Source organism: Streptomyces sp. NPDC002787, from assembly GCF_053592095.1.
The window spans coordinates 47,569-71,780 of the sequence record NZ_JBSFVC010000006.1 but is presented as its reverse complement, the minus strand read 5'-3'; the positions used below and the strand labels follow the sequence as shown (position 1 = coordinate 71,780).

Here is a 24,212-nt window from a genome sequence, read left to right as displayed (position 1 = left end):
TCTCATCGCGGCTCGTGCTCGGGCTCGTGGTCGTGCTCGGGCTCTGGGAGGGTCTGGGCGCACCAGATCGTCTTGCCGTCTCCGCTGTGCCGGGTCCCCCACCCCTGGGTGAGCTGGGCGACGAGCAACAGGCCCCGGCCGCCCTCGTCGAAGGCGCGGGCCCGGCGCAGATGCGGGGCCGTGTTGCTGGCGTCGGAGACCTCGCAGATCAGAGCCGTGTCACGGATCAGCCGCAGCCTGATCGGTGGCTCGCCGTATCTGATGGCGTTGGTGACCAGCTCACTGACGACCAGTTCGGTGACGAACGACGCTTCCTCCAGCCCCCAGGCGTCCACCTGGTCGACGGCGAACTTCCTGATGCGCGGCACCTGCGCGGGGTCCGGTTCGACCTCCCAGTCGGCCACGTGGCGGGGATCCAGCGCGTGGGTGCGAGCGAGCAGCAGGGCGGCGTCGTCGGTGCGGCGATCGGGGAGCATGGTGTCCATCACCGTGTCGCAGAGGGCCTCCAGCGAGGTGGCCGACCGGTTCAGTACGTGCAGCAGTTCGGCGGACCCCAGGTCGACGTCGCGCTCGCGGCTCTGCACCAGTCCGTCGGTGTAGAGGGCGAGCAGGCTGCCCTCGGCAAGCTCCAGCTCGGTCGTCTCGAAAGGCAGCCCGCCGATGCCGAGCGGCGGCCCCGGCGTGGCCGGAACCGGGGCCCTCGTGCCGTCCGGGGAGATGATCAGCGGCAGCGGATGGCCGGCGCTCGCCAGCGTGAAGCGTCGGGAGACAGGGTCGTAGACGGTGTACAGGCAGGTGGCCCCGGACTCGCCGGTCGGCTGGAAGTGGCCGGCGGGCTGGAGGTCGCTGCCGAGGTGGAGGACCAGGTCGTCCAGGTGGGTCAGCAGCTCGTCCGGCGGCAGGTCCACGTCGGCGAGGGTGCGGACCGCCGTGCGCAGCCGGCCCATGCTGGCCGAGGCGTGCAGGCCGTGACCGACGACATCGCCGACGACGAGGGCGACCCGGGCGCCGGACAGCGGAATGACGTCGAACCAGTCACCGCCCACTTCCGCGCCGGTCCCGCCGGGCAGGTAGCGGGATGCCACCTCGACCGCCTCCTGGTTCGGCAGCCCCTGCGGCAGCAGACTGCGTTGCAGGGTCAGTGCGGTCGTGCGCTCGCGCGAGTACCGGCGGGCGTTGTCGATGGCCACGGCCGCCTTGGCGGTCAGCTCCTCGGCGAGGATCAGGTCGTCGGCGGTGAAGGCCTCGGGCCGGTCGCTGCGGGAGAAGGCGACGACGCCGAGCAGCGCGCCGCGGGCCCGGAGCGGCACGGTGATCCGGCCGGTCAGCCCGTGCACGGCGAGGGAGGTGTCGATCACGGGGTTGCCCGGTGGCCAGTGGGCCGGGTCGGCGGCGAGGCCGGGCCCGAAGGCCCACTCGCCGCCCTGGCCGGGGTCAGCGGCGAGCTCGACGGTGGACGTGCCGGTGGCCATGCAGCGGGCGGCGACGGAACCGGCAGCGTGGCTGACCGGTTCCGTGGGTCCGGGAGCCCGGTCGGTGTCGTCCTGCGCGCTGTGCTGGGCGGCACGGCTGAGCGCGATGGTCTCGCCGGGGGTGAACGCGGACAGGGAGGGCGGTTCCTCTCCGCGCAGCACCTCGTCGAAGAGATCCACGCTGACGAGGTCGACGAATCCCGGCACCGGGGTCCTGGCCAGTTCCTGGGCGGTGCCGATCACGTCGAGGGTCCGGCCGATGCCGCCGCTGGCCTTGTTGAGGATGAGCAGGCGTTGCCGAGCCCAGTACTCGGCGCTCATGTCGAATCCCCAGTTGGCGATCGCGCGGACCCTGCCCTCGGCATCTCGGACGGGCCAGATGCTGGTGGCCCAGGCATTGGCGTAGTCACTGCCGCGAGGGCGGAAGACGGTGATGAGACGCGTGGACGCGCCCGTCCTCGCCACTTCGGCGAGCGCGTCGGTGTAGGGCTTGTCGTCCCTTTCGGGAAACAGCGTGCGGTCGAATTCGGGAAGCACCTCGCGGTACTTCTTGCCGAGCACTTGCTCCTCGGAGTGCGCGATCACCCGGCCCGAGGAGGCGTTGATCCACAGGAACCGCAGCTCAGGGTCGTAGACGCCCAGAGCGAAGGGAGACTGCTCGAAGGCCCGGTCGGCGATCACCGGGCGGCGTCCCCAGCGCTGAACGGTCACCACGTGGCCCAGCGTCTGTCCATCGGTACCGAGCAGCGGGTGAGCCGTCACCACGGCGTCCACCGTGGAACCGTCCCGGTGGCGCAGGGGGATGAACCCCGTGGGGTCGGGGCCGGCGCCGTAGCCCTCGGGGAAGCCGGGTGGCGGGGGATCGACCAGCAGATCGATCACGGGGCGGCCGACGGTGTCCTTCGCCGTCCAGCCCAGCAGCAGCCGGCCCCCCTCGCTCCAGCCGCTGACCAGGCCGTCCGGGTCCACGACGACAGCGGCAGTGGGGGCATCCTGCTGGTCGGCCTTTTCCACGCGCCACGCCTCCGTCCGGACAGCCGTACCCGTCAGGGCTGGTTTCCAGCGGCTGCTTCCCAGCGTAGATCCGCCCCAGCGTCCCGGCGCTCCGACTGATGCCTTCGGGATCACCGGGGCGCGAGGCGGTGGGACGGCCGGGGCGGTGGGAAGGCCGTGAGGCGGTCGGGAGGCGGGGCGCCGGGGATGCCGGGCGCCCCGGGGGCACTCAGGCGGCTTCCTTTCGTACCTCCTCCAGCCGCACCGGCCGGTGCTCGGCGACCGACAGCGTGGCCGCCTCGGCGATCCAGCTGGCCTCCAGGGCATCCGCGACCGTGCACGGGGAGGTGCGGGTGCCGGCGACGACCTCGGTGAAGGCGGTGAGTTCGGCGCGGTAGGCGGGGGCGAAGCGGTCCATGAAGAAGGTGTGCGGGACACCGGAGGGGAAGGTGACGCCCGGCTCGGCGGAGCGCAGCGGGAGCTGGGTGTCGAGGCCGGCGGCGATGCTGTCCTTCATGCCGTGGACCTCCAGACGGACGTCGTAACCCCGGGCGTTGTGACGGGTGTTGGAGACGACCCCGATGGTGCCGTCGTCGAAGGTGAGGAGCGCGGACGCCGTGTCGACGTCACCGGCCTCCTTGATGTACTCCGCTCCCTTGTTGCCGCCCGTCGCGTACACCTCGACGACCTCGCGGCCCGTCACCCAGCGCACCACGTCGAAGTCGTGCACCGCGCAGTCCCGGAAGATGCCGCCCGACACCGCGACGTAGGCCGCCGGCGGCGGGGCGGGGTCGAGGGTGGTCGACCGTACGGTGTGCAGCGTGCCCAGCTCGCCGCTGAGGACGGCCTCGCGGGCGGTCACACAGCCCGCGTCGAAGCGGCGGTTGTATCCGATCTGGGCCTCGATGCCGCTGTCGCGCACCGCGTGCAGCACGGCGAGGCTCTCCTCGACCGTCTTGGCCACCGGCTTCTCGCAGAACACCGGGATGCCCGCCTCGACGGCGGCGAGGATCAGCCCCGGGTGCGCGTCCGTCGCGGCGGTGATCACGACACCGTCGATCCCGGAGGCGAACACGGCCTCGGGCGAGTCGGCCACGGTGGCGCCGAACTTCTCGGCGGCGGAGGCGGCGGCCGCGGCCACCGGGTCCGAGACCACCAGCTGTTCCACGACGTCGAGCCCGGCCAGGGTCCCGGCGTGGAAGGCGCCGATGCGGCCCAGCCCCAGGATGCCAATGCGCATGATCGAGTGTCCCTTTCGGATGTGCGGGAGGAGAAGGATAAGAGCGGTTCAGGGGCTGTCAGTCCGAGGTGCCCAGGACGTTCTGGTCCCAGTCGATCACCGAGCCGGTCACCACACCGCTGCGGTCGGACAGCAGGAAGGTCACGAAGTCGGCGATCTCGTCGACCTGGCCGAGCTTTCCCATCGGCAGGCGCTCGGCGGCGCGCTCGCGCCAGTCGTCTCCCGCGCCGTGGAACTCCCGCTGGATCGCGTCCTCGCCCTCGGTCTCCGTCCAGCCGATGTTGAGGTCGTTGATCCGGACGCGGTCCCAGCGGTGGGCGTGGGCCGCGTTGCGGGTCAGGCCCGCGAGGCCGGCCTTCGCGGCGGAGTACGGGGCCAGGTGCGGCGGGCCGCCGTGCGCGCAGTTGGAGCCGATGTTGACGATCGTGCCGGGCGCCTCACGGGCCACCAGGTGCTCGACCACGGCCTGCATCGCGAAGAAGGGAGCGCGCAGGTTGATCGCGATGTGCGCGTCGAACAGGTCGGGGGAGGTGTCGAGGAGCGAGCCGCGGGAGGTCAGGCCCGCCGCGTTGACGAGGCTGTCGACCCGGCCGTGGGCCGTGATCACCTGCTCCACCACGCCGCGCACCTGCGCCGGATCCGTCAGGTCCGCCCGCAGGAACGTGGCGCCGGTGTCCGCCGCGAGCTTCTCGCCGACCTCGGCGCGACGGCCCGTGAACGCGACGGTCGCGCCCTCGCGCAGGGCCGCCCGGACGATGCCCGCGCCGACGCCCTGGCTGCCGCCGTTGACGAGGACGACCTTGTCCTCCAGTAGTGCCATGTGGGGGAGTTCCTTTCAGTCGGTCAGCGCGGCGGCTGCGGCTCCGGCGGGTGCGGGTGCGGGGGTCGGGTGCGGTTCCGGCAGGTGCCGCCGATCCGTCGACGGCCCGGTCGCGGGAGCTTCCGCCGCGCCCTCGCCTCTGTCAGTCTTGGGGCGCGAAGCCCCTCGTACAACCCGCAGCAGACCATCAAAAACCCATCATCCGACCGACCGCCCGGACCACCGTCGAGACCCAGGACGCACCGCCATGGCACACCCCTACACGATCCGCGAGATCGCCCGTCAGGCCGGGCTGAGCCAGGCCACGGTCGACCGGGTCCTCAACGGCCGGGGCGGAGTGCGCGAGAGCACCGCCCTCGAGGTGCACCAGGCCGTCAAGGACCTGGACCGGCAGCGGACACAGGTGCGCATCGGCGGCCGTACGTTCATGGTCGACATCGTGATGCAGACCCCGGACCGGTTCTCCACGGCGGTCCGGGAGGCGCTGGAGGCCGAGCTGCCGTCCCTGCACCCGGCCGTCGTACGGTCCCGTTTCCACTTCCGGGAGACCGGTTCCGCCTCGGAGATGGTCCGGGTCCTCGACCGGATCGGACGGCGCGGCTCGCAGGGCGTGATCCTCAAGGCGCCCGACGTCCCGGAGGTCACCGCCGCCGTCGAACGGCTGGTCGCGGCCGGGGTTCCGGTGGTCACCTTCGTGACGGACCTGCCGGGCAGCCCGCGCAGCGCGTACGTGGGGATAGACAACCGGGCCGCCGGGGCGACCGCCGCGTATCTGCTCCGGCAGTGGCTCGGCGACCGGCCGGGCGCCGTGCTGGTGACGATCAGCCGCAGCTTCTACCGCAACGAGGAGGAGCGCGAGATGGGGTTCCGGAGTGTGATGCGGACCGTCGCGCCGGCGCGGACGCTTGTCGAGGTCACCGACAGCGACGGGCTCGACGCCACCCAGCGGGACCTCGTCCTCGACGCGCTGAAGCGGGAGCCGGGTATCGGTGCCGTCTACTCGATCGGCGGCGGCAACACCGCGACCCTCGACGCCTTCGCCGCACTCGGCCGGCAGCCGCACGTCTTCGTCGCCCACGACCTGGACCACGACAACACCCGGCTGCTGCGCGAACACCGCCTCTCCGCCGTGCTCCACCACGACCTCCGCCAGGACGTGCGCCGCGCCTGTCAGACGATCATGCGTGCCCACCACGCCCTTCCCGACGAGGGTCCGTCCCTGCCGTCGGCGATCCAGGTGGTGACGCCGTACAACATGCCGCCGGGCGCCGCGCCCCCCGGGTAGCCGAGCCGCGTCCGTCAGCTTCCCGTCCGGAACGTACGCCGGTACGTCAGCGGCGACACACCGATCGCCGCGTGCAGATGCTGGCGGAGCGACGTCCCCGTGGCGAAGCCCACATGGCCGGCGATCTCGTCGACCGGGAGGTCGGTGGACTCCAGGAGGTGACGGGCGCGGGCCACGCGTTGCTGGACGATCCAGCGGCCGGGGCTCATGCCGACCTCGTCGTTGAAGCGGCGGGCGAAGGTGCGCAGGCTCATCCGGGCGTGCTGTGCGAGGTCGGCCAGGGCGAGCGGGGCGTCGAGGCGTTCGAGGGCCCACTGCCGGGTGGCGGCGGTGCCGTTCGCCGGGGCCGGGGGGACGGGCTGCTCGATGTACTGGGCCTGGCCGCCCTCCCGCCAGGGCGGCACCACACAGCGGCGGGCCACCCGGTTGGCGACCTCGCTGCCGTGGTCCTCGCGCACGAGGTGCAGACAGAGGTCGATGCCGGAGGCGGCGCCGGCCGAGGTGAGGACTTCGCCGTCGTCGACGAACAGCACGTCCGGGTCCAGGTGCACCTTCGGGAAGCGGCTCCGGAACGCGTCGGCCAGCGCCCAGTGCGTGGTGGCGGGCCGGCCGTCCAGCAGCCCGGCCGCGGCCAGGACGAAAGCCCCGGTGCAGATGGACACGAGCCGGGTGCCGGGCCGGATCCGGGCGAGCGCCGCCGCCACGGGCTCCGGCAGCTCGGCCGACATCAGCTTCGCCGCCGCCGGTGAGAGGCCGAACGAGGCGACGATCACGGTGTCGGCCGTGGACAGTACCTCGGGGCCGTGGTCGACGGCGATGGCGAAGTCGGCCGCCGAACGCACCGGGCGCCCGTCCGCGGTGCAGGTCAGCACCTCGTACAGGCCGTCGGTCACGTCGAAGATACGGCTCGGCACGCCGAGTTCGAAGGGGTAGACCCCGTCGAGGGCGAGGACCACCACGCGGTGCGCTGACGTCATGGGGTGAGTGTGCCACGAGATGTGGCACGATCCCATCGAATGATGGCTATCGTGCCATTGTCGTGGACGTGGGTCCCCAGCAGGCTGGTCGGCATGACTGAGACCAACGAGAGCAGCACTGGCGCCGGCACGACCATGCGGGCGATGACCCAGGACGCGTTCGGCGGCCCGGAGGTGTTGAAGGAGGCCGAAATGCCGCGTCCCGCACCGGGGTTGAGCGAGATCCTCGTCCGGGTGCACGCGGCCGGCGTCAACCCGACCGACTGGAAGAACCGCGCCTTCGGACTGTGGCGCCCCGAGCCGCTGCCCGTGCTCGGCTGGGACGTGTCCGGGGTCGTCGAGGAGGTCGGCCTCGGGGTCACCCTCTTCAAGCCGGGCGACGAGGTGTTCGGGATGCTGCCCTATCCGCACGGCGCGGGCGCGTACGCCGAGTACGCCACCGGTCCGGCCCGGGCCTTCGCCCGCAAGCCGTCGAACATCGACCACGTCCGGGCCGGCGCCCTGCCGCTGGCCGCGCTCACCGCGTACCAGGCGCTCGTCGACACCGCCTACGTACGGCAGGGGCAGCGCGTCCTGATCCACGCCGCCGCCGGGGGAGTGGGCCATCTCGCCGTGCAGATCGCCAAGGCGCGCGGCGCGTACGTCATCGGCACCGCCAGCGCCGGCAAGCACGAACTGCTGCGCGAGCTGGGGGCCGACGAGGTGATCGACTACCGGACCACGGACTTCGCGACGGTTGTCTCCGACGTGGACGTGGTCCTGGACACCCTCTCCGGTGATGTCCGCAGCCGTTCCCTGGAGGTCCTGCGCGCGGGCGGCGTCCTCGTCACGATCCTCCCGCACGGATACGAGGACGACGTGAGGCGGGCCGCCGAACTGGGCGTACGGCTGGAGCCGATGCTCGTCGAGGCGGACCACGCGGGGATGCGGGCCATCGCCGAGCTGGCGGAGAAGGGGCAGCTGCGTGCTCTCGTCGACGCGACCTTCCCCCTCGCCGAGGCGGCCGAGGCGCACGCCCACGGGGAGACCGACCGGACGACCGGGAAGATCGTCCTCACCGTCCGCTGAATCCCTCGTAGCGCTGGCTCCCTCCTAGGACTGCTGAATCCCTCGTAGGACCGCTGACTTTCTCGTAGGACCGCTGACTCCCTCGTGGGGCTGCCCTCATACGCGTGCGGGGCCCCTGAGCCGGGCCCCGCACGCGATGGGCCGAAGCAGGCCGGCCCACCCGTCAGCTGGTGACGAGTTCGGCGGCACGACGCTCGACCGGGGCCTCGACGGCCACGGTCATCGTCTCGTCGACGGTCACCGGCGCGGTGGCGGTCACCGTGGCGGTGGCAGCGGCCGTGGCCGTCCGCTCTACCCGGCCCTCCCGGTTGCGGAACAGCCAGGCGATGTCCCGCCCGAACGACCAGAGCAGCGAGCCCAGCGCCAGCGCGACCAGGCCGAAGCTCGCCGCGTACGGCAGCAGGTCGGAGGCGGCGACCAGCAGGAAGACGCCCTGAACGGCGGCGACCGTCTTGCGGGCCATGCTGTGCGGGAGGGAGTTGTTCAGCCACGGCAGGGCCTTGGCGGCGGCGACGAAGACGTACCGCATGAGACCGATCAGCAGCACCCACGGGCCCATCGACATCGAGACGTACACGCTGAGCACCAGGATCAGGAAGGCGTCGACCTCCATGTCGAAGCGGGCGCCCAGCGCGGTCGACGTGCCCGTGCGGCGGGCCACCTTGCCGTCGACGCCGTCGAGGATCAGCGCCACGGCGGTCAGGCCGACGAAGAGAGAGACGGGCGGCGAGCTCTGGAAGGAGTCGGCGACCAGGGCCGTGACGGCGCCGACGAGTATCGCCCGGCCGAGGGTGACGCGGTTGGCGGGGCCGAAGGTGCGGGTCCGGGTGCGCAGCAGGGCGCGGTTGAGGACGGCCCAGGTCGCGAGCCCGAAGGCCAGCCCGGTCAGCCAGCCCGCCGGGCCCAGTCCGATCGCCGTGCCCAGGAAGGCGAGGAGCAGCACCTGGGCGCCCGCGCCCACCGTCGTCTCCGAGAGCAACAGCCGGCCGTCGTATGTGTTGATCAGGGCCACCGCATACCTTCCGAACGTGTGACAAGTGGATCATCGCCGCGTACCGTGTCCGCGACTCCCACCGCTGCGTACGTGGCGAACCGCTCGACCGTTCACGGAGACGCACATGAAACCGACAGCCAACGCCTTCTGGCTACGCTCCCCCGGACAGGGCGAGATCCGCGAGGAGATCCTCGCCACACCCGCCGACGGCGAGGTCCTCGTCCGCGCGCTGTACTCAGGAGTCAGCCGGGGCACCGAGACCCTCGTGTTCCAGGGCCGAGTGCCCGAGAACCAGCGCGCGACGATGCGCGCGCCCTTCCAGGAGGGCGACTTCCCCGCCCCCGTGAAGTACGGCTATCTCAGCGTGGGTCGGGTGGAAGAGGGGCCGGACGCACTGGTCGGCAGGACCGTCTTCTGCCTGTATCCACACCAGAGCCGCTACGTCGTTCCTGTGAGCGCCGTCACCGTCGTGCCGGAGTCCGTCCCGGCGGCGCGTGCCGTCCTGGCCGGGACCGTGGAGACCGCCGTCAACGCCCTGTGGGACGCCGCGCCCCTCATCGGTGACCGGATCGCCGTCGTGGGCGGCGGCATGGTCGGCTGCTCGGTCGCCGCGCTGCTCGCCCGCTACCCGGGAGTCAGGGTCCAGCTCGTCGACGCCGACCCGGCGCGCGCTGAGATCGCCCGGGCGCTCGGCGTCGACTTCGCGCTGCCCGAGGAGGCGCTGGGGGAGTGCGACCTCGTCGTGCACGCCAGCGCCAGCGAGCAGGGGCTCGTCCGGTCCCTCGAACTGCTCGCCGCCGAGGGCACGGTCATCGAACTGAGCTGGTACGGCGACCGCCGGATCGCCCTGCCGCTCGGCGAGGCCTTCCACTCGCGCCGGCTCACCATCCGCAGCAGCCAGGTGGGAACCGTCTCCCCGGCCGGACGCGTCGGACGTACGTACGCGGACCGGCTGTCGCTCGCCCTCGAACTCCTCGCCGACGCCCGCTTCGACGCGCTCGTCACCGGAGAGTGCGCCTTCGAGGAGCTCCCGGACGTTCTGCCCAAGCTCGCGAGCGGAGAGCTGCCGGGGATGTGCCACCGGGTGCGCTACGAAGCCGCGTGAGGCAGGGAGTTGAGCGTTCCGGTTCGCCCCGCCCGTCCCTGAACTGCCCGAACGGAACGCTGACCTCCGAAGAAACCGGAAAACTCGGCTGAACAACGGGTAGGGAGCAGCCGTACTACACGGCATGCCCCGGCCCGGGGGCAGACGTACCGCACTGGAGGGTCGTCCGTTGTTCAGCATCACCGTCCGCGATCACATCATGATCGCCCACAGCTTCCGCGGGGAGGTCTTCGGACCCGCGCAGCGCCTCCACGGCGCCACTTTCCTCGTGGACGCCACCTTCCGGCGCGCCGAACTGGACGACGACAACATCGTCGTAGACATCGGGCTGGCCACGCAGGAGCTCGGTGCCGTGGTGAGCGAGTTGAACTACCGCAACCTCGACAACGAGCCCGACTTCGCCAACACGAACACCTCGACCGAGTTCCTGGCCAAGGTGATCGCGGACCGTCTCGCGGAGCGGATCCACAAGGGCGCCCTCGGCGAGAACGCCAAGGGCATCGCGGGCATCACGGTCACCCTGCACGAGTCGCACATCGCCTGGGCGAGTTACGAGCGTGCCCTGTGACCGACGTGACCATCGACCGGGTGGCCGTCGGCACCACCGCCCAGGCAGCCGGTATCGCCGCCCAGGCAGCCGGTACCGCCGTCCAGCCCAACGGCATCGCCGTCCAGCCCGACGGGGGAGAGCAAGTGAGGCTCGGCTATGTGCCCGTGCAGAACGCGGCACTGAAGCACGCCGCGATCGTCCCCATGTCACTGCGCTCCGTGCACTTCGTGATGCCGGGCGGCGTCGACGACCTGGCCCGGCCCAGCGGCGGCAACGCCTACGACCGGCGGATCTGCCTCGATCTGCCCGGCTTCGGCTGGCAGGTGCACAAGCACGCCATCGACGGCAGCTGGCCGAGCCCGGACGAGACGGCACGCGCCGAACTCGCCCGTACGCTGCGCGAGCTCCCCGACGGCACGGTCGTCCTGCTCGATGGTCTGGTCGCCTGCGGGGTCCCCGAGATCGTCCTCCCCGAGGCCGAACGGCTGTGCCTGGCGGTGCTGGTCCACCTGCCGCTCGGCGACGAGACGGGCCTGGAGCCCGACCTCGCGGCCGAACTCGACGCCAAGGAACGCACCACCCTGCGAGGCGTGTCCGCCGTGATCGCGACCAGCGAGTGGGCCGTCCGCAGACTCGTGTCCCACCACGGCCTCGCCCCCGAGCTGGTCCATGTCGCCGCCCCCGGCGCCGACATCGCGCCCCTCGCCTCCGGCACCGACGGCGTCTCCCGGCTGCTGTGCGTGGCCGCCGTCACCCCCCGGAAGGGGCAGCACCGGCTGGTGGAGGCCCTCGCGACCGTCACCGAACTGCGCTGGAGCTGCGTGCTGGTGGGCGGCCTCGACCAAGAACCCGAGTACGTCGAGCACATCCGCACGCTGATCGCGAAGTTCGGCCTGGAGGACCGGTTCCACCTCGCCGGACCGCAGGCCGGCGCGGAACTCGACGCGAGCTACGCCGCCGCCGACCTCATGGTCCTCACCTCCTACGCCGAGACGTACGGCATGGCGGTCACCGAGGCCCTCGCGCGCGGAATCCCCGTCCTGGCCACGGACGTCGGCGGTCTCCCCGAGGCCGTCGGCCGCGCTCCCGACGGCGGGGTGCCCGGCATCCTCGTACCGCCGGAGAACCCCGCGGCCATCGCGGCGGAGCTGCGCGGCTGGTTCGGGGAGGCCGACGTACGGCGTCGGCTGAAGGCCGCGGCGCGCGGGCGCCGGGCCGCGCTGGACGGGTGGGCGACCACGGCCCGTAGCCTCGCCCATGTTCTGGGCCGGCTGCGGCACGAACCTCGGAGGGCCGCATGACCACTTCTGCCGATATGACCACGTCTGCTGATGGGTCTCTGTCCGGTGGATCCCTGTCCGCTGGTGGGCCCTTGTCCGCTGGTGGGCCCCTGCCTGCGGGTGCGACCGCTGCAACGGCGGGGGCGTCCGCCGCCGCGGCGGCGGGGGGTGCGGTCGCGTCCGCTTCCGGCGCGGTGCTGAGCATGGCGGGGCGCGGCGGAGACACGCCGGCGCCCGAGGGGCACCAGTACGCCCCGCAGTGGCTGGAGTTGCGCGAGAGCGCCGACGCCGACGCCCGCGCGGTGGATCTGCTCGACCCGCTGCGCATCCGCCTCGCGAACCTGCCGGGGCGGGCCACCGGGCTGGTCATCCACGACCTGGGCTGTGGCACGGGTTCGATGGGCCGCTGGCTCGCGCCCCGGCTGGACGGTGCCCAGCGGTGGGTGCTGCACGACCAGGACCCGAACCTGCTGCGGCTGGCCACCGCGCGGGCGCCCCGCGCGGCCGGCGACGGCAGCCCCGTCACGGTCGCCACACGGCGCGGCGACATCGGGCGGCTGACGGCGGACGATCTGGCGGGTGCCTCGCTGGTCACCGCGTCCGCGCTGCTCGACGTCCTCACCCGCGAGGAGATCGAGGCGCTCGCGGCGGCCTGCGCGGGCGCCGGGGTCCCCGCGCTGCTGACGCTCTCGGTCGTGGGCCGCGTGGACCTCGTCCCCGCGCACCCGATGGACGCCGAGATCGCCGAGGCGTTCAACGCCCACCAGCGCGCGAGCGAGCTGCTCGGCCCCGACGCGATCACCGTGGCCTGCGAGGCCTTCGCCCAGCAGGGCGCCACGGTCCGCGTCCACCCGAGCCCCTGGCGGCTCGACACCCGGCACACCGCACTCACCGAGGAGTGGCTACGGGGCTGGGTCGGCGCCGCCTGCCAGCAGCGCCCCGAACTCACCGAGCGCGCCGAGGCCTACCTCCGCGACCGCCTTCAGGCCAACGCGGCCGGCGAGCTCCGCGTCGTCGTCCACCACAGCGACCTGTTGGCTCTGCCCCGGCCCACGGGCGGAGCCTCATGACGGCGCCGGTGGAGGAGGCGGTCGAGGCACACCCACCGCTGACCGGGGACCGCATACGGGTACGCCCACGAGGCGTCCGGGCCCGCGTGAAGGCGAGCGCGCCCGTGGCCCGGGCGGGCGTACGCGCGCTCACGCCGGGCGCGGGCTCGCGTGAGCCGGTGGCGGCCGAGCCGGTGACCGCCGCGGCGGTGCCGAGCACGGACCCGCGCGGGGCGGTCCCGGACGCCGGTTGCGGAGCGGCGCCGGACCGTCGTACCGCCTCAGCGGCGTCGGCCGGCCCCTCGCCGGAGGCCCCCGCCGAGACCCGCCCCCGCTACACCACCAAGGTCATCCGCGCCCTGCGCACCCACTTCGGGACGCTTGCCGGAACGGTCATCCTCGCTGTCGTCTTCTGGCGGATGGGCACCGGCGTGTTCGTCGACGGACTGCGCCGGATCGACGGCGGGACGTTGGCCGCGGCCGTCGGGATCGGCGTGCTGACCACGGTGTTCAGCGCGTGGCGCTGGTGTGCGGTGACCCGGGCGCTCGGCCTCGTGCTGCCCCTCGGGCCGGCCGTCGCGGACTACTACCGGGCGCTGTTCCTCAACGCGGCGCTGCCCGGCGGTGTCCTCGGTGACGTGCACCGGGCGGTGCGGCACGGACAGAGCTCCGGTGACATGGGCCGAGGCGTGCGGGCGGTGGTGATCGAGCGGACCGCGGGCCAGTTGGTGCTGGCCGTCGTGGGCGTAACGGTCCTGCTGGTGCTGCCGTCCCCGGTGTTGGAACAGACCCGCCACGCGGCGGGTGTGACGGTGCTCGCCGCGCTGGGCGCGCTGGCGATCTGGGCGGCGGTCCGGATGGGCCGCAGGCCGAGCACGAGGCGGAACCGGGGCACCCGGGTCCGGGCGGTGCTCACCGAGGCACGTGGCGCGCTGCTCAACCGCGACAGCGGACCCGCCGTACTGATCTCGTCCGTGGCGGTGCTCGCCGGCTACGTGGCGATGTTCCTGCTCGCCGCACGCGTCGCCGGTTCCGCCGCGACCCCGCTGGAGCTGCTGCCCCTCGCGCTGCTGGCCCTGATCGCCATGAGCCTGCCGCTCAACGTCGGCGGCTGGGGCCCCCGGGAAGGCGTCACCGCCTGGTCCTTCGGCGCCGCCGGCCTGGGCGCCTCCCAGGGGCTGACCGTCGCCGTCGTCTACGGCGTGCTCAGCTTCGCCGCCGCCCTGCCGGGTGCCCTCGTGCTCGTCGGACGCTGGTACGGCGGCCTGAGGGCGCGCCGTCAGTCGACGGACGAGGCGGGTGCGACCGACGAGGCGGGTGCCGGGGGCAGCTCCGCCGGAACCCTTCCCTCGTTCCAGGCGTCCGAGGTGACCAACGAGAAGTACGCCCCGAAGGAATGGACGAACCCCGCCAGCAACTCCTTTCCCTTCGCGGCGGACGCCAGCGACGGACGGCCGATGACACCGGAATCGGTGTAGGCCGACATACCGAGGGAGAGGAGATGACGGCGGTCGTCGGCAAGGAAATCGGTGGTCTCGTGACCGGGCCGGACCAATTCGGGATGGCAATGCAGAAGTATGGAGGTCTCTATTTCTCCCGCATGCATATCACTGAGCAACGAGGTCTGTACGCCCGCCCGTTCGCGCGCGGCGTCCCAGTCCTCCATCGCCGGGAAAAGCGCCATTCGATGTCCCTCCGCGGTGGATTCCTGGACGACATTGCCCAGAACATAATTCCCACCATGTCCGTTCACCACCACCAGCGCCTCGACCCCCGACCGGCGCAGCGAAGCGGCGATGTCCCGCACCATCGCGTGCAGGGTCGTCGCGGAGATGCTGACGGTACCCGGCCAGGCCGCGTGCTCGTGCGAGCAGGCGATGGTCACGGGCGGCAGGAGGTGCACCGGATACGCGGCGGCTATCTCCCGGGCTATGGCGCAGGCGACAAGCGTGTCCGTGGCCAGCGGCAGATACGGGCCGTGCTGCTCGTAGCTGCCGACCGGAAGCACCGCGACCTGCCGGCCGGCCTCCTCCCCCCGCGCGCGGACGTCCGCGGTGGTGTCCGTCGGTACAAGACTCGAACTGCTCATCTTTCACGGCCTTTCGTCTCTGCTGATGCTCCGTCATTTTCGCATGACGTCAGGACTCACCAGATAGGAACCAGATCATGACAGAAAATGTTGGCGTACTCGGCGCGAATGCCCAGTCCTCCGGCGCCGTACGCGTGGTGAACGCCCCCCTGCCCACGACCTACGGCGACTTCGAGGCCGTAGGTTATCTCGACCAGGACCGCGGCGAGGAACAAGTGGCGCTGGTGTACGGCGACATCAGCGGGGGTGAGGGAATTCTCATCCGGCTGCACTCGGAGTGCCTGACGGGTGACGCGTTCGGTTCCCAGCACTGCGAATGCGGCGAACAGCTCGACAGCGCGCTCAGGGCCATAGTCGCCGAGGGACGCGGCATTCTCGTCTATCTGCGCGGCCACGAGGGACGCGGCATCGGCCTGCTCGCCAAGCTGCAGGCGATGAAGCTCCAGGCAGAGGGCCTGGACACGGTCGAGGCGAACCTCGCCCTCGGTCTGCCGGTGGACGCCCGCGACTACCGGGTGGCGGCCGAGATGCTGCACGACCTGGGTGTACGGTCGGTCCGGCTGATGTCGAACAACCCGCGCAAGCGGGAGGCGCTGCTGCGACACGGCATCAAGGTCTCCGAGCAGGTGCCGCTGCTGATCACGCCGTGCGAGGACAACATCACCTACCTGCGCACCAAGCGCGAGCGGCTCGATCATTACCTGCCGCACCTGGACGCGGTGGTCCACTCGTCCTGAGCGCGCCGGGGTTCGCGCGGCGGCCGTCGGGAGGCGACTTTCGGCTTTCTGCACCGGCCGCCGCGCCCGCCGCGCGCTCGTCCTCAGAGGTGCTCCGCATGAACGTTCGCCTGGGGTGGAAGATCTGACTCCGTCGGGCCATCCGACCACGGTCGGACGAAGGGAGCGTTCGTGATCCGCAGCGCACGGGTCGTCGTCATCGGCGGTGGCGTCATCGGGACGAGCATCGCCTACCATCTGGCGGCCGCCGGAGTGGACGACGTCGTCCTCGTCGAACGCGACGAACTGGCCTCCGGATCGACCGCGAGGGCCGCCGGCGGGGTCCGCGCGCAGTTCTCCGACGAGCTCAACATCCAGCTCGGCGCCCGCAGCCTGGAGGCGTTCGGCCGCTTCAAACAGGAGCTGGGCCACGACATCGGACTCCACCGGGTCGGCTACCTCTTCCTCCTGACGACCCCCGACGAGGTCGCCCAGTTCGAGGCCGGCGTGCAGCTCCAGAACGACCTGGGTGTGCCCAGCCGTATGCTCGACCCCGCCGAGGCCCAGCGGCTCTCCCCGCTGATCTCCACCGAGGGCCTGCTCGCCGCCGCGTTCTCACCCGACGACGGGCACTGCACCCCCGAGTCCGTCGTCCACGGCTACGCCGCCGGGGCCCGCCGCCACGGGGCGACCGTGCTGCGCAACTGCGAGGTCCTGGGCATCGAGACCTGGCGGGACACGATCACCGCCGTGGTCACCAGCAAGGGCCGTATCGTCACCGACACCGTCGTCTGCGCGGCCGGCGCCTGGTCCCGGTCGATCGGCGCCATGATCGGCGTGGACCTCCCGGTGGAACCCCTGCGCCGCCAGATCGCCGTCACGGAACCGGTCCCCGGCCTCCCGCCCCACCTCCCCATGACGATCGACTTCACCAGCAGCCTCTACTTCCACACCGAGGGCCCCGGCCTGCTCGTCGGCATGTCCGACCCGGACGAGCGGCCCGGTTTCGCCACCGACACCCACGACCGCTGGATCCCCCGCCTGTACGAGGCCATGGAGCGCCGCGCCCCCGCCCTGCTCGACCTGCGCCGCACGGGCGGCTGGGCGGGCCTGTACGAGATCACACCGGACCACAACGCCCTGATCGGCGAGGCCGGTTCGTGCTCCCGCTTCCTGTACGCGACCGGGTTCTCCGGCCACGGGTTCCTCCAGGGCCCGGCGGTCGGCGAGGTGGTCCGCGACCTGTACCTCGGGCGCGTACCCTTCGTCGACATCAGCCCGCTGAGCGTCGACCGGTTCACGGCCGACTCCCTGCGCCCGGAGGCCAACCTCGTATGACCGAACTCCACTTGTGGCTCCGCCACGAGACCCGTACCACCGAACGCCGCACCCCGATCGTGCCGTCCGACGCCCGGCGGCTCGTCGAGAGCGGAGTACGGATCACCGTCGAGGACTCCCCGCAGCGGATCTTCCCCGTGGAGGCGTACGAGGAGGCGGGGTGCCAGATCGCCGACCCCGGCTCGTGGGTGTCGGCGTCTGCGCAGGCGGTGATCGTGGGCCTCAAGGAACTTCCGGACGTACCCGCTGAGTTGGCGCACCGTCACATCTTTTTCGGGCATGCCTACAAGGGGCAGCCCGGCGCCGAGACGCTGCTGCGCAGGTTCGCCGCCGGGGGCGGGGCGCTGCTCGACCTGGAGTACCTGGTGGACGACCAGGGTCGCAGGCTCGCCGCCTTCGGCTTCTGGGCGGGATATCTGGGCGCGGCCCTGGCTGTGCTCCATCACCGGGGCGCCCTGCGGAGCCCTCTCCAGCCCACGTCCAAGGAGGCCATGGAGGCCGAACTCCGCACGTCCAGCGGCGACTTGACCGCGTTGGTGATCGGCGCCCTCGGCCGCAGCGGCCGGGGGGCGCGCGTGGCGCTCGGCGAGGCGGGTGTCGAGCCCACCTGCTGGGACCTGGCCGAGACCCGCGATCTGGACCGACCCGCCCTGCTGGGCCACGAGTTGATGGTCAACACCGTCCTTACGACCAGCCCGGTCCCGCCCTTCCTGACGGACAAGGACCTCGACGCACCGGACCGCCGGCTCACGACGATCTCCGACGTCACCGTCGACGTCGGCTCACCCATGAATGTGCTGCCCTTCTACGACACGGCCACGGAGTGGGACCACCCCGTACGGCGGCTGCGCGAACACCCCCCGCTCGATCTCATCGCCATCGACAACCTTCCCTCCCTGCTGCCCCGGGAGGCGAGCACCGACTTCTCCGCCGCACTGCTGCCGCAGCTGCTGGACTTCGAGACCGGCGGGGCCTGGGGCCGCTGCCTGGACATGTTCCGTCAAGTGAGCGATCAACTGGGCCTCACGGAAAGGTAGTTGCCCGATGACCGAGGTGGTCCCCGCGAGCGGCACCGTCCACTGGGTCGGCGCCGGCCTGTCCACGGGCAGCGGTCTGGCGGCGCTGTGCGACGCCGCCGCCCGCGTACGGCTGTGGCACCGCACCGAGGAGCGGGCCGAGCGGGCCCTGGCCGCACTGGGCCTGACGGGCCGCGCCGAGCCCCGTGCGTACACGCTGTCCGCGCTCGCGGCGGAACTCACCCCGGGAGACGTGGTCGTGTCGATGCTCCCGGCCCCGGACCACGCTCCGCTGCTCGGGGCGTGCGTCGGGGCGCGGGCCCACTTCGCCTGCTCCAGCTATGTCTCGGACGCGGTCCTGGAGCAGGTGCCGGCGGCTGAGGCGGCGGGTGTCACCGTCCTCACCGAGGCGGGCCTGGACCCGGGCATCGACCACCTCTTCGCGCACAGCCTGATCGCTCGCGCGACGGAGGCGATCGGGGCCGGGACGCCCGCCTCGTACACCCTGACCTCGTACTGCGGCGGTGTCCCCGCCGTCCCCAACGACTTCAGGTACCGCTTCAGCTGGGCACCGGCCGGCGTGCTCAACGCCCTGCGCGCACCGGCCCGTTACATCGAGGACGGCGCCGAGACGACGGCCGCCCGCCCCTGGACGGCGACCCGCCCCCACGTCATCGACGGCGAGACCTTCGAGGCCTACCCCAACCGCGACAGCGTCCCCTTCGTCGCCCAGTACGGCCTTCCCCCGGCCTGGAAACCCCGCACGTTCGTCCGCGGCACCCTCCGCCTCGACGGCTGGCTCACCGCCTGGGCCCCCGTCTTCGCCGAACTCGAACGCGACGACGACCAGCGCATCGCCGCCCTGGCCGGGGAGCTGGCGGCCCGCTACCCGACCACCGAGTCCGACCGCGACCGAGTCGTCCTGGCCGTCTCCCTCGACGTACACGCCGGCCCGGGTGAGCGGTGGTCCGGCCGCTACCTCCTCGACGCGGTCGGCACGGAGCAGGAGAGCGCCATGGCCCGCCTGGTGTCCCGCCCCCTCGCACTCGGCGTGGGACACCTCCTGGACGGCTCCCTGCCGGCGGGTCTCCTCCGCTCGGCGGAGACGGCCGAGCGATCCGAGGCATGGCTCACCGAACTGTCAGACGACGGTACGGAGTTCGGGCTGCGGCACGACAAGGGCGAGGACCGGGCGAGCAACGGCGGTGGCTGAGGACGTCAGTCGACGAGGGCCCTGGGGCAAGGTGAGCATTGCCGGACCGCCGGGCTGCTCTTCCGCCTAGGATTTCGATCATGTTCAAGTCAGGGGTGGGGTTCTTCGCGTTGTTCGGGCTCGGCTGGTGGCTGCTCGGGTCGAGCGCGTTCGACGGGGTGACACGGCTGGTCCTGGTCATAGTCGGCTGCGTCGCCGCGGTGGGGCTGATGCTCGCCGCGCGCCGGTTCCTTCCCCCGTCGGCGCAGGGGGCGTTCCCCGCTGCCCGACGCCGGCGGTTCAACCAGATCAACGGTCTTCAGTGGCTGCTGATCATCGCCGTCGTCGCCGTCTGCCGTCAGGCCGGGGCGCCGGTGCTCGTTCCCCCGCTGATCGCGGTCGTCGTCGGGCTCCACTTCCTCCCGTTGGCGGCGGTGTTCGAGCAGCCCCGACTGCGCATACCGGCGGCCCTGTTGGTAGCTTCCGGGGCGGCGGGCATGACCGTCCGGCTCATGAACGGCCCGGACGACACCGTTCGCCTCGTGGTGGGCCTCATGTCCGCGCTCTCCCTGTGGGGCATGGCGACGTGGACGGTCGCGGGGGCGGCCTCCGCAGCCGAGCAGGGGGCGGGCGAAGAGCGATCCGGCGGCGTGTGACAGCCACCGGGGCCTTCGACGCGCAGACCCGACCAACCCGCGGCCGCGTCATCCCCGTCAGTCCACCACGGCTTCGTGCACCAGCCGCTTCAGCTCCGGATAGACGGAGAAAGACGACCGCCGCCGTACCTGTGTCATGAACTGAACCGTCAGATCGCGGCGCGGGTCCACCCAGAAGATCGTGGTGGCGGCCCCGGTCCAGCCGAACGTACCGAGGGAGGACGGGCACTCGGTCACCTCGGGGTCGATCACCACCGAGACCCCGAGCCCGAAGCCGACGCCCACGTTGCCCGGCTGCCGATGGAACGCGCTGCCGTGGGTGTGGATGTCGACGCCGCCCGGCAGCTGGTTGGTGGCCATCATGTCGACGGACTCGGGGGAGAGGAGCCGTACGCCGTCGAGTTCGCCGCGGCGGCGCAGGAACTCGGCGAAGCGGTGGTAGTCCCGGGCGCCGGCGACCATGCCGCCGCTGCCGGACAGGAAGCGCGGGCGTCCTCGGAGGGGGAGCCCGGGGACGGGTGCGATCGAACCGTCCTCCTGCTCGCCGTACAACTCGGCCAGTCTGCCCGCCTGTTCGGGGGTGACCTGGAAGCCCGCGTCCGTCATGCCGAGCGGCCCGAGGATCCGCTCCGCGAAGAACTCGTCGAGGGCCTGCCCCGACACCACCTCGACGATCCGGCCGAGGACGTTGGTGGAGACCGAGTAGTTCCACTGCGAGCCCGGCTCGAACTGCAGCGGCAGCCTCGCGTACTCCGCGCACGTCTGGGCCAGGTCGGCGCCCGGCCGCACGGAGTTCTCCAGGCCCGCGTCGCGGTAGAGCGCGTCGACGGGGTGGCTGTAGTAGAAGCCGAAGGTCAGGCCCGAGGTGTGGGTCATCAGATGGCGGACGAGGATCGGCTGCTCGGCCGGGCGGGTCCGGACGTCGGCGCCCTCACCGGACTCGTACACACGCGGCTCGGCGAACTCCGGGAGGTGGCGGGAGACCGGGTCCGAGAGGGACAGCCGGCCCTCCTCGATCAGTATCAGTGCGGCGACCGAGGTGACCGGCTTCGTCATCGAGTAAACGCGCCACAACGTGTCGGCCTCGACGGGGAGTTGAGCTTCGCGGTCGCGCTGCCCGTACGTCGTGAGGTGGGCGACGCGACCCCCGCGGGCGAGGGACAGCAGATAGCCGGGCAGTCGACCGCCGTCGACCTGAAGGGCGAGGTGGTCGTCCAGACGGGCCAGGGTCTTCGGGTCGAGGCCGGCCTCGCGCGGCTCGACCTCTTGGCGCAGTCGTTCCATGGTGGTTCTCCTCCGGTGGCCCGGGTTACGGCTCGCGTTCATCCTTGTTTTCATCGTTCCGTACTGATCGCGTTCCATCCCTCGCGGGGTGGGCGGGTCGGGGCATTCGTAGGGCAAGAGGCGCACCGAGCGCGGCCACGCCGGCCAGGAGCAGCAGCGCGGGGCCCGTACCGAGCGGCACGAGCGTGGTCGCGGCGGCCACACCCAGCGTCGGGCCGACGTTCATCGCCGTCTGCTGGAGCCCGCCGACCACCCCCGCCGACTCGGGCGGCGCATGCCGCACGACGACGGCGGTCGCCGTGACCATCAGCGCACTGAAACCGGCGCCCAGCAGCAGGAACCCGCCCCCGATCGTGACCGACGAGGACCCCGGTCCGATCCGGGACAGCGTCAGCACACCGGCGGTCAGCAGCGCCGTCCCCGTCACGGCCGTCGGGCGGGCGCCCCACCGGCGCAGCAGTACGGCGGACAGCGGTGCGCCGAGCACCATCATCACGCCGCCAGGCAGCGCGACGAGGCTCGTGCGCAGCGGATCCAGGCCCAGTACGTCCTGGAGAACGAAGCTGCACACGAACAGCGCGCCGAACATCGCCGCCGACGCGACCACCAGCACCCCCAGCGCGGCCCTCACCGTCGCCGAACCCCGCACGGCGGGCGGCAACAGCGGGTCCGGGGTACGCCGTTCATGGCGTACGAGCACACAGGCCGCTCCGGCGGCGATGAGCAGGCCGAGCACACCGGTCGCGGTCCAGCCCGGCTCAGGCACCCCGACGAGCGTGTGCACGAGGGCCGCGAGGGCGACGGCGAGCAGCGCGGCGCCGGGCAGGTCGAGGCGGGTGGAGGACGGGTGCCCCACCGTGCCCTTGTGCCCCGGCTGCCCGGCCGCCGTCGCTCCCGGTGCCGGTGCCGGTGCCGGTGCCGTCTCCGTCTCCACCTCCGCCGCCGTCTCCGGGGCGCGTACGGTCAGCGTCAGCAGGCCCATGACCAGCGCCGGTACGACGTTGAGGAAGAACACCGCTCGCCAGCCGAACTGGGCGACGAGCACACCGCCGACCAGCGGCCCCACCGCGACCGCCACCCCGATGGCGCTGGTCCGCAGCGCGATGGGCATCCCCAGCCGGTCGGGCGGGAACGCGGCCCGCAGCATCCCGAGCGTGGCGGGCTGCAGCAGCGCGCCGAAGACGCCCTGGACGATCCGCAACCCGATCACCCAGCCCACATCGGGCGCGAACCCGATACCGGCGGAGGCGGCTCCGAACCCCAAAACCCCCAGGGCGAACACCCGTTGATGGCCGAACCGGTCTCCGAGCCGCCCCGCGAACACCAACAGCCCCGCCACCGCGATCAGATACCCGGTGCTGGTCCACTGCACCTCGGTGAGGGATGCGTCGAGGTCGCGTCGCAGGGTTGGCTGAGCGATCGTCAGCACCGTTCCGTCGAGGGCGACGAGCACGGCACCGAGCACGCTGTTGGCGAGGGTGAGCCGGCGGTGCGGCGCGGATATCGGCCCGCCCCGCCCGACGTCGGTCGGCTTCGTGAGGGCCCTCATCGCCCCTCACTCCCGAGGTGCGCGTCCAGTGCCGCGCGCAGCAGGGGTGCGAAGTCGACGGCGCCCGTGGTGAGTTGGAGACTGCCCCAGGTCCACAGCTGGGCGATGCCGTAGAGGTTCGCCAGCAGCGCGCCCGCGACGAGCCGCGCGTCGGCGTCGGGCCGGGCCCGCCCGACGAGCTCCACGAGGAGGGAGAACATCGGCAGACTGGCGTCCCGAAGCCGCAACCCGTTGCTCTCCAGCAGATCGTGACGGAACATCAGTTCGTGCATGCCCCGGTTGGTGAGCGCGAAGTCGAGGTACACGCGCCCCAGCGTCGCGATCTGCTCACGCGGGCTCGCCGTGCCGTCCCCGACCGCCGCGACACCACGGCCGGCCAGTTCCTCGAAGCCCCGGCGTGCGATGGCCGACAGCAGCTCGAGGTGGGTCGGGAAGTAGCGGCGCGGCGCCCCGTGCGACACGCCCGCCCGCCGCGCGATCTCCCGCAGTGACAGCGCCTGCACGCCCTCCGCCGTCACCAGCTCGACCCCGACGTCCACCAGCCGGGACCGTAGCCCCGTGTTGCGCTCGCCCATAGACACTGTCTACCAGGAGTGGGTAGACAGTGTCTACCCTTGTACTCGGGGACCTTGTACTCGGGGAGACGAAGCAGGCCGTCCGATCGCCCTCGGCTGTTGTGTGTGCGTGGGGGCGCAGGGGCCCTGATGCTGCCGCGCGGCGCTACTCGGCGGCCTTCTCCAGTACGCAGAGATCCCCGCTGTCGGGGTCGCCGATGTACATCCACAGGACGGGATTCTTCGACGTGCCCCGGGCCTCGTACACGGTCGACAGCTCGCTGGGCGTGAACGTGATGTGGACCTCCGACGCCGGTTCGCCCGTGTCGATGTCGTCCCAGACGTCGTGTTCCCAGGTGCCCGCGCCCGGGTCCGGCGCGGCGGTGGCATTGAAGTCGTCGTCGCTGAAGTCGCCGCAGATCCCGGCCGAGGTGAACTTCCCGTCCTCCTTGAGCACCAGACGCCCGCCCTGCTCGTCCACCCAGGTGCCAGTGACCTCGGTGGTGCTCAGGGCCAGGGGCTCGCCGTCCGGAATCGGGACCGACAGCCGGCTCACGATGAGCAGCAGGGCCATCGCTCCCAAGCTCAGCAGGAAGAGCAGCCCGCACCCGGCCGCGCCGACGAGCGGAACGATGAGGGCGATCCGCCAGCGCCGCCGACTGGTCTCGGCCGTGGGCCACCCCTCCCACGGGGGCCGGGTGGCTCTGTACGGGTCCTCACCGCGCTTCATTCGTCCCCCTGACCCCTGTCGGCAGCACCGCCCTGTCGCGATGGTGCGGCCATCATGCCTCCGGCCCGCGAGCCCTTTCGCCGCGGGGTCGGATGCCTGGGCGCGGGGTGCCGGCCGCATCCGGGCAGGTGGCCGCATGAGAGGGCGAGGGAGCGGGCGCGCAGCCGTTCGATGCCCTGCGCTCCCGCGGCGAGGGCCGGATCGAAGTCGGTGCGCACGGCTTCCTCTCACGGGTTCGCCGAGGCGGCCCGGCCG

General features: G+C 72.1%; 21 protein-coding genes and 1 pseudogene. 12 read left to right on the top strand and 10 right to left on the bottom strand.

The window, feature by feature from the left end:
- Nucleotides 1-2: 2 nt before the first annotated feature.
- From ACWD26_RS10095 to ACWD26_RS10085, 3 genes are all read right to left on the bottom strand, one after another.
- A complete protein-coding gene (locus tag ACWD26_RS10095) occupies nucleotides 3-2,486 on the bottom strand; it encodes a SpoIIE family protein phosphatase (protein WP_451268144.1) in 2,484 nt (827 codons plus the stop codon).
- 208 nt (nucleotides 2,487-2,694) lie between these two features.
- Nucleotides 2,695-3,705: a Gfo/Idh/MocA family protein gene (locus ACWD26_RS10090; RefSeq protein ID WP_451268142.1), complete on the bottom strand. Its 1,011-nt coding sequence runs from the start codon at nucleotides 3,703-3,705 to the stop codon at nucleotides 2,695-2,697.
- A gap of 58 nt (nucleotides 3,706-3,763) precedes the next feature.
- Nucleotides 3,764-4,525: an SDR family oxidoreductase gene (locus ACWD26_RS10085; RefSeq protein ID WP_451268140.1), complete on the bottom strand. Its 762-nt coding sequence runs from the start codon at nucleotides 4,523-4,525 to the stop codon at nucleotides 3,764-3,766.
- A 247-nt stretch (nucleotides 4,526-4,772) separates the two neighbouring features.
- Between ACWD26_RS10085 and ACWD26_RS10080 the strand changes: the two genes are divergently transcribed.
- Nucleotides 4,773-5,810 (top strand): LacI family DNA-binding transcriptional regulator, encoded by a 1,038-nt coding sequence (locus tag ACWD26_RS10080; RefSeq protein ID WP_451268138.1) that lies wholly within the window; start codon nucleotides 4,773-4,775, stop codon nucleotides 5,808-5,810.
- Nucleotides 5,811-5,824: 14 nt separating this feature from the next.
- Here the strand turns inward: ACWD26_RS10080 and ACWD26_RS10075 are convergent, their stop codons facing one another.
- The gene (locus ACWD26_RS10075; RefSeq protein WP_451268136.1) at nucleotides 5,825-6,787 is read right to left on the bottom strand and encodes a GlxA family transcriptional regulator; all 963 of its coding nucleotides are present in this window, start codon (nucleotides 6,785-6,787) and stop codon (nucleotides 5,825-5,827) included.
- Nucleotides 6,788-6,880: 93 nt separating this feature from the next.
- On the opposite strand from ACWD26_RS10075, the gene ACWD26_RS10070 reads away from it, so the two are divergent.
- The gene (locus tag ACWD26_RS10070; RefSeq protein WP_451268134.1) at nucleotides 6,881-7,855 is read left to right on the top strand and encodes an NADP-dependent oxidoreductase; all 975 of its coding nucleotides are present in this window, start codon (nucleotides 6,881-6,883) and stop codon (nucleotides 7,853-7,855) included.
- Between the two features lie 163 nt (nucleotides 7,856-8,018).
- Here the strand turns inward: ACWD26_RS10070 and ACWD26_RS10065 are convergent, their stop codons facing one another.
- The gene (locus tag ACWD26_RS10065) at nucleotides 8,019-8,867 is read right to left on the bottom strand and encodes a CDP-alcohol phosphatidyltransferase family protein (protein ID WP_451268132.1); all 849 of its coding nucleotides are present in this window, start codon (nucleotides 8,865-8,867) and stop codon (nucleotides 8,019-8,021) included.
- A 106-nt stretch (nucleotides 8,868-8,973) separates the two neighbouring features.
- Between ACWD26_RS10065 and ACWD26_RS10060 the strand changes: the two genes are divergently transcribed.
- From ACWD26_RS10060 to ACWD26_RS10040, 5 genes and pseudogenes are all read left to right on the top strand, one after another.
- Entirely contained in the window at nucleotides 8,974-9,954 is a 981-nt protein-coding gene (locus ACWD26_RS10060; protein WP_451268131.1) for a zinc-dependent alcohol dehydrogenase, read from the top strand.
- Between the two features lie 169 nt (nucleotides 9,955-10,123).
- Nucleotides 10,124-10,522, top strand: a complete 399-nt coding sequence (locus ACWD26_RS10055; RefSeq protein ID WP_009320081.1) for a 6-pyruvoyl trahydropterin synthase family protein — start codon at nucleotides 10,124-10,126, stop codon at nucleotides 10,520-10,522.
- Nucleotides 10,519-11,805 (top strand): glycosyltransferase family 4 protein, encoded by a 1,287-nt coding sequence (locus ACWD26_RS10050; RefSeq protein ID WP_451268128.1) that lies wholly within the window; start codon nucleotides 10,519-10,521, stop codon nucleotides 11,803-11,805. The genes ACWD26_RS10055 and ACWD26_RS10050 overlap by 4 nt, the downstream gene beginning before the upstream one ends.
- The gene (locus tag ACWD26_RS10045) at nucleotides 11,802-12,854 is read left to right on the top strand and encodes a methyltransferase domain-containing protein (protein WP_451268126.1); all 1,053 of its coding nucleotides are present in this window, start codon (nucleotides 11,802-11,804) and stop codon (nucleotides 12,852-12,854) included. Before ACWD26_RS10050 ends, ACWD26_RS10045 begins: the two co-directional genes overlap by 4 nt.
- Nucleotides 12,851-13,999 (top strand): annotated as a pseudogene (locus tag ACWD26_RS10040) (lysylphosphatidylglycerol synthase domain-containing protein); the annotation flags it as partial. The gene ACWD26_RS10045 and the pseudogene ACWD26_RS10040, both read left to right, overlap by 4 nt.
- Nucleotides 14,000-14,112: 113 nt before the next feature.
- Here the strand turns inward: ACWD26_RS10040 and ACWD26_RS10035 are convergent.
- Entirely contained in the window at nucleotides 14,113-14,922 is an 810-nt protein-coding gene (locus ACWD26_RS10035) for a creatininase family protein (RefSeq protein ID WP_451268124.1), read from the bottom strand.
- A 77-nt stretch (nucleotides 14,923-14,999) separates the two neighbouring features.
- On the opposite strand from ACWD26_RS10035, the gene ribA reads away from it, so the two are divergent.
- The 5 genes from ribA to ACWD26_RS10010 all read left to right on the top strand — a co-directional run bounded on the left by ribA (nucleotide 15,000) and on the right by ACWD26_RS10010 (nucleotide 19,840).
- On the top strand, nucleotides 15,000-15,659 hold the full coding sequence (gene ribA / locus ACWD26_RS10030; protein ID WP_189783077.1) for a GTP cyclohydrolase II: 660 nt from the start codon (nucleotides 15,000-15,002) through the stop codon (nucleotides 15,657-15,659).
- 171 nt (nucleotides 15,660-15,830) lie between these two features.
- On the top strand, nucleotides 15,831-16,976 hold the full coding sequence (locus tag ACWD26_RS10025) for an NAD(P)/FAD-dependent oxidoreductase (protein WP_451268122.1): 1,146 nt from the start codon (nucleotides 15,831-15,833) through the stop codon (nucleotides 16,974-16,976).
- Nucleotides 16,973-18,013: a saccharopine dehydrogenase gene (locus tag ACWD26_RS10020; protein WP_451268120.1), complete on the top strand. Its 1,041-nt coding sequence runs from the start codon at nucleotides 16,973-16,975 to the stop codon at nucleotides 18,011-18,013. The genes ACWD26_RS10025 and ACWD26_RS10020 overlap by 4 nt, the downstream gene beginning before the upstream one ends.
- 7 nt (nucleotides 18,014-18,020) lie before the next feature.
- Nucleotides 18,021-19,205 (top strand): saccharopine dehydrogenase family protein, encoded by a 1,185-nt coding sequence (locus ACWD26_RS10015; RefSeq protein ID WP_451268118.1) that lies wholly within the window; start codon nucleotides 18,021-18,023, stop codon nucleotides 19,203-19,205.
- Nucleotides 19,206-19,285: 80 nt separating this feature from the next.
- Nucleotides 19,286-19,840 (top strand): hypothetical protein, encoded by a 555-nt coding sequence (locus ACWD26_RS10010; protein ID WP_451268117.1) that lies wholly within the window; start codon nucleotides 19,286-19,288, stop codon nucleotides 19,838-19,840.
- Nucleotides 19,841-19,897: 57 nt separating this feature from the next.
- Here ACWD26_RS10010 and ACWD26_RS10005 read toward each other — a convergent pair whose 3' ends face one another.
- From ACWD26_RS10005 to ACWD26_RS09990, 4 genes are all read right to left on the bottom strand, one after another.
- On the bottom strand, nucleotides 19,898-21,124 hold the full coding sequence (locus ACWD26_RS10005; protein WP_451268115.1) for a serine hydrolase domain-containing protein: 1,227 nt from the start codon (nucleotides 21,122-21,124) through the stop codon (nucleotides 19,898-19,900).
- A 25-nt stretch (nucleotides 21,125-21,149) separates the two neighbouring features.
- Entirely contained in the window at nucleotides 21,150-22,673 is a 1,524-nt protein-coding gene (locus tag ACWD26_RS10000; RefSeq protein WP_451268113.1) for an MFS transporter, read from the bottom strand.
- Nucleotides 22,670-23,248 (bottom strand): TetR/AcrR family transcriptional regulator, encoded by a 579-nt coding sequence (locus ACWD26_RS09995; RefSeq protein ID WP_451268111.1) that lies wholly within the window; start codon nucleotides 23,246-23,248, stop codon nucleotides 22,670-22,672. The genes ACWD26_RS10000 and ACWD26_RS09995 overlap by 4 nt, the downstream gene beginning before the upstream one ends.
- Nucleotides 23,249-23,393: 145 nt before the next feature.
- Nucleotides 23,394-23,957 (bottom strand): hypothetical protein, encoded by a 564-nt coding sequence (locus tag ACWD26_RS09990; RefSeq protein WP_451268109.1) that lies wholly within the window; start codon nucleotides 23,955-23,957, stop codon nucleotides 23,394-23,396.
- Between the last annotated feature and the right edge of the window lie 255 nt (nucleotides 23,958-24,212).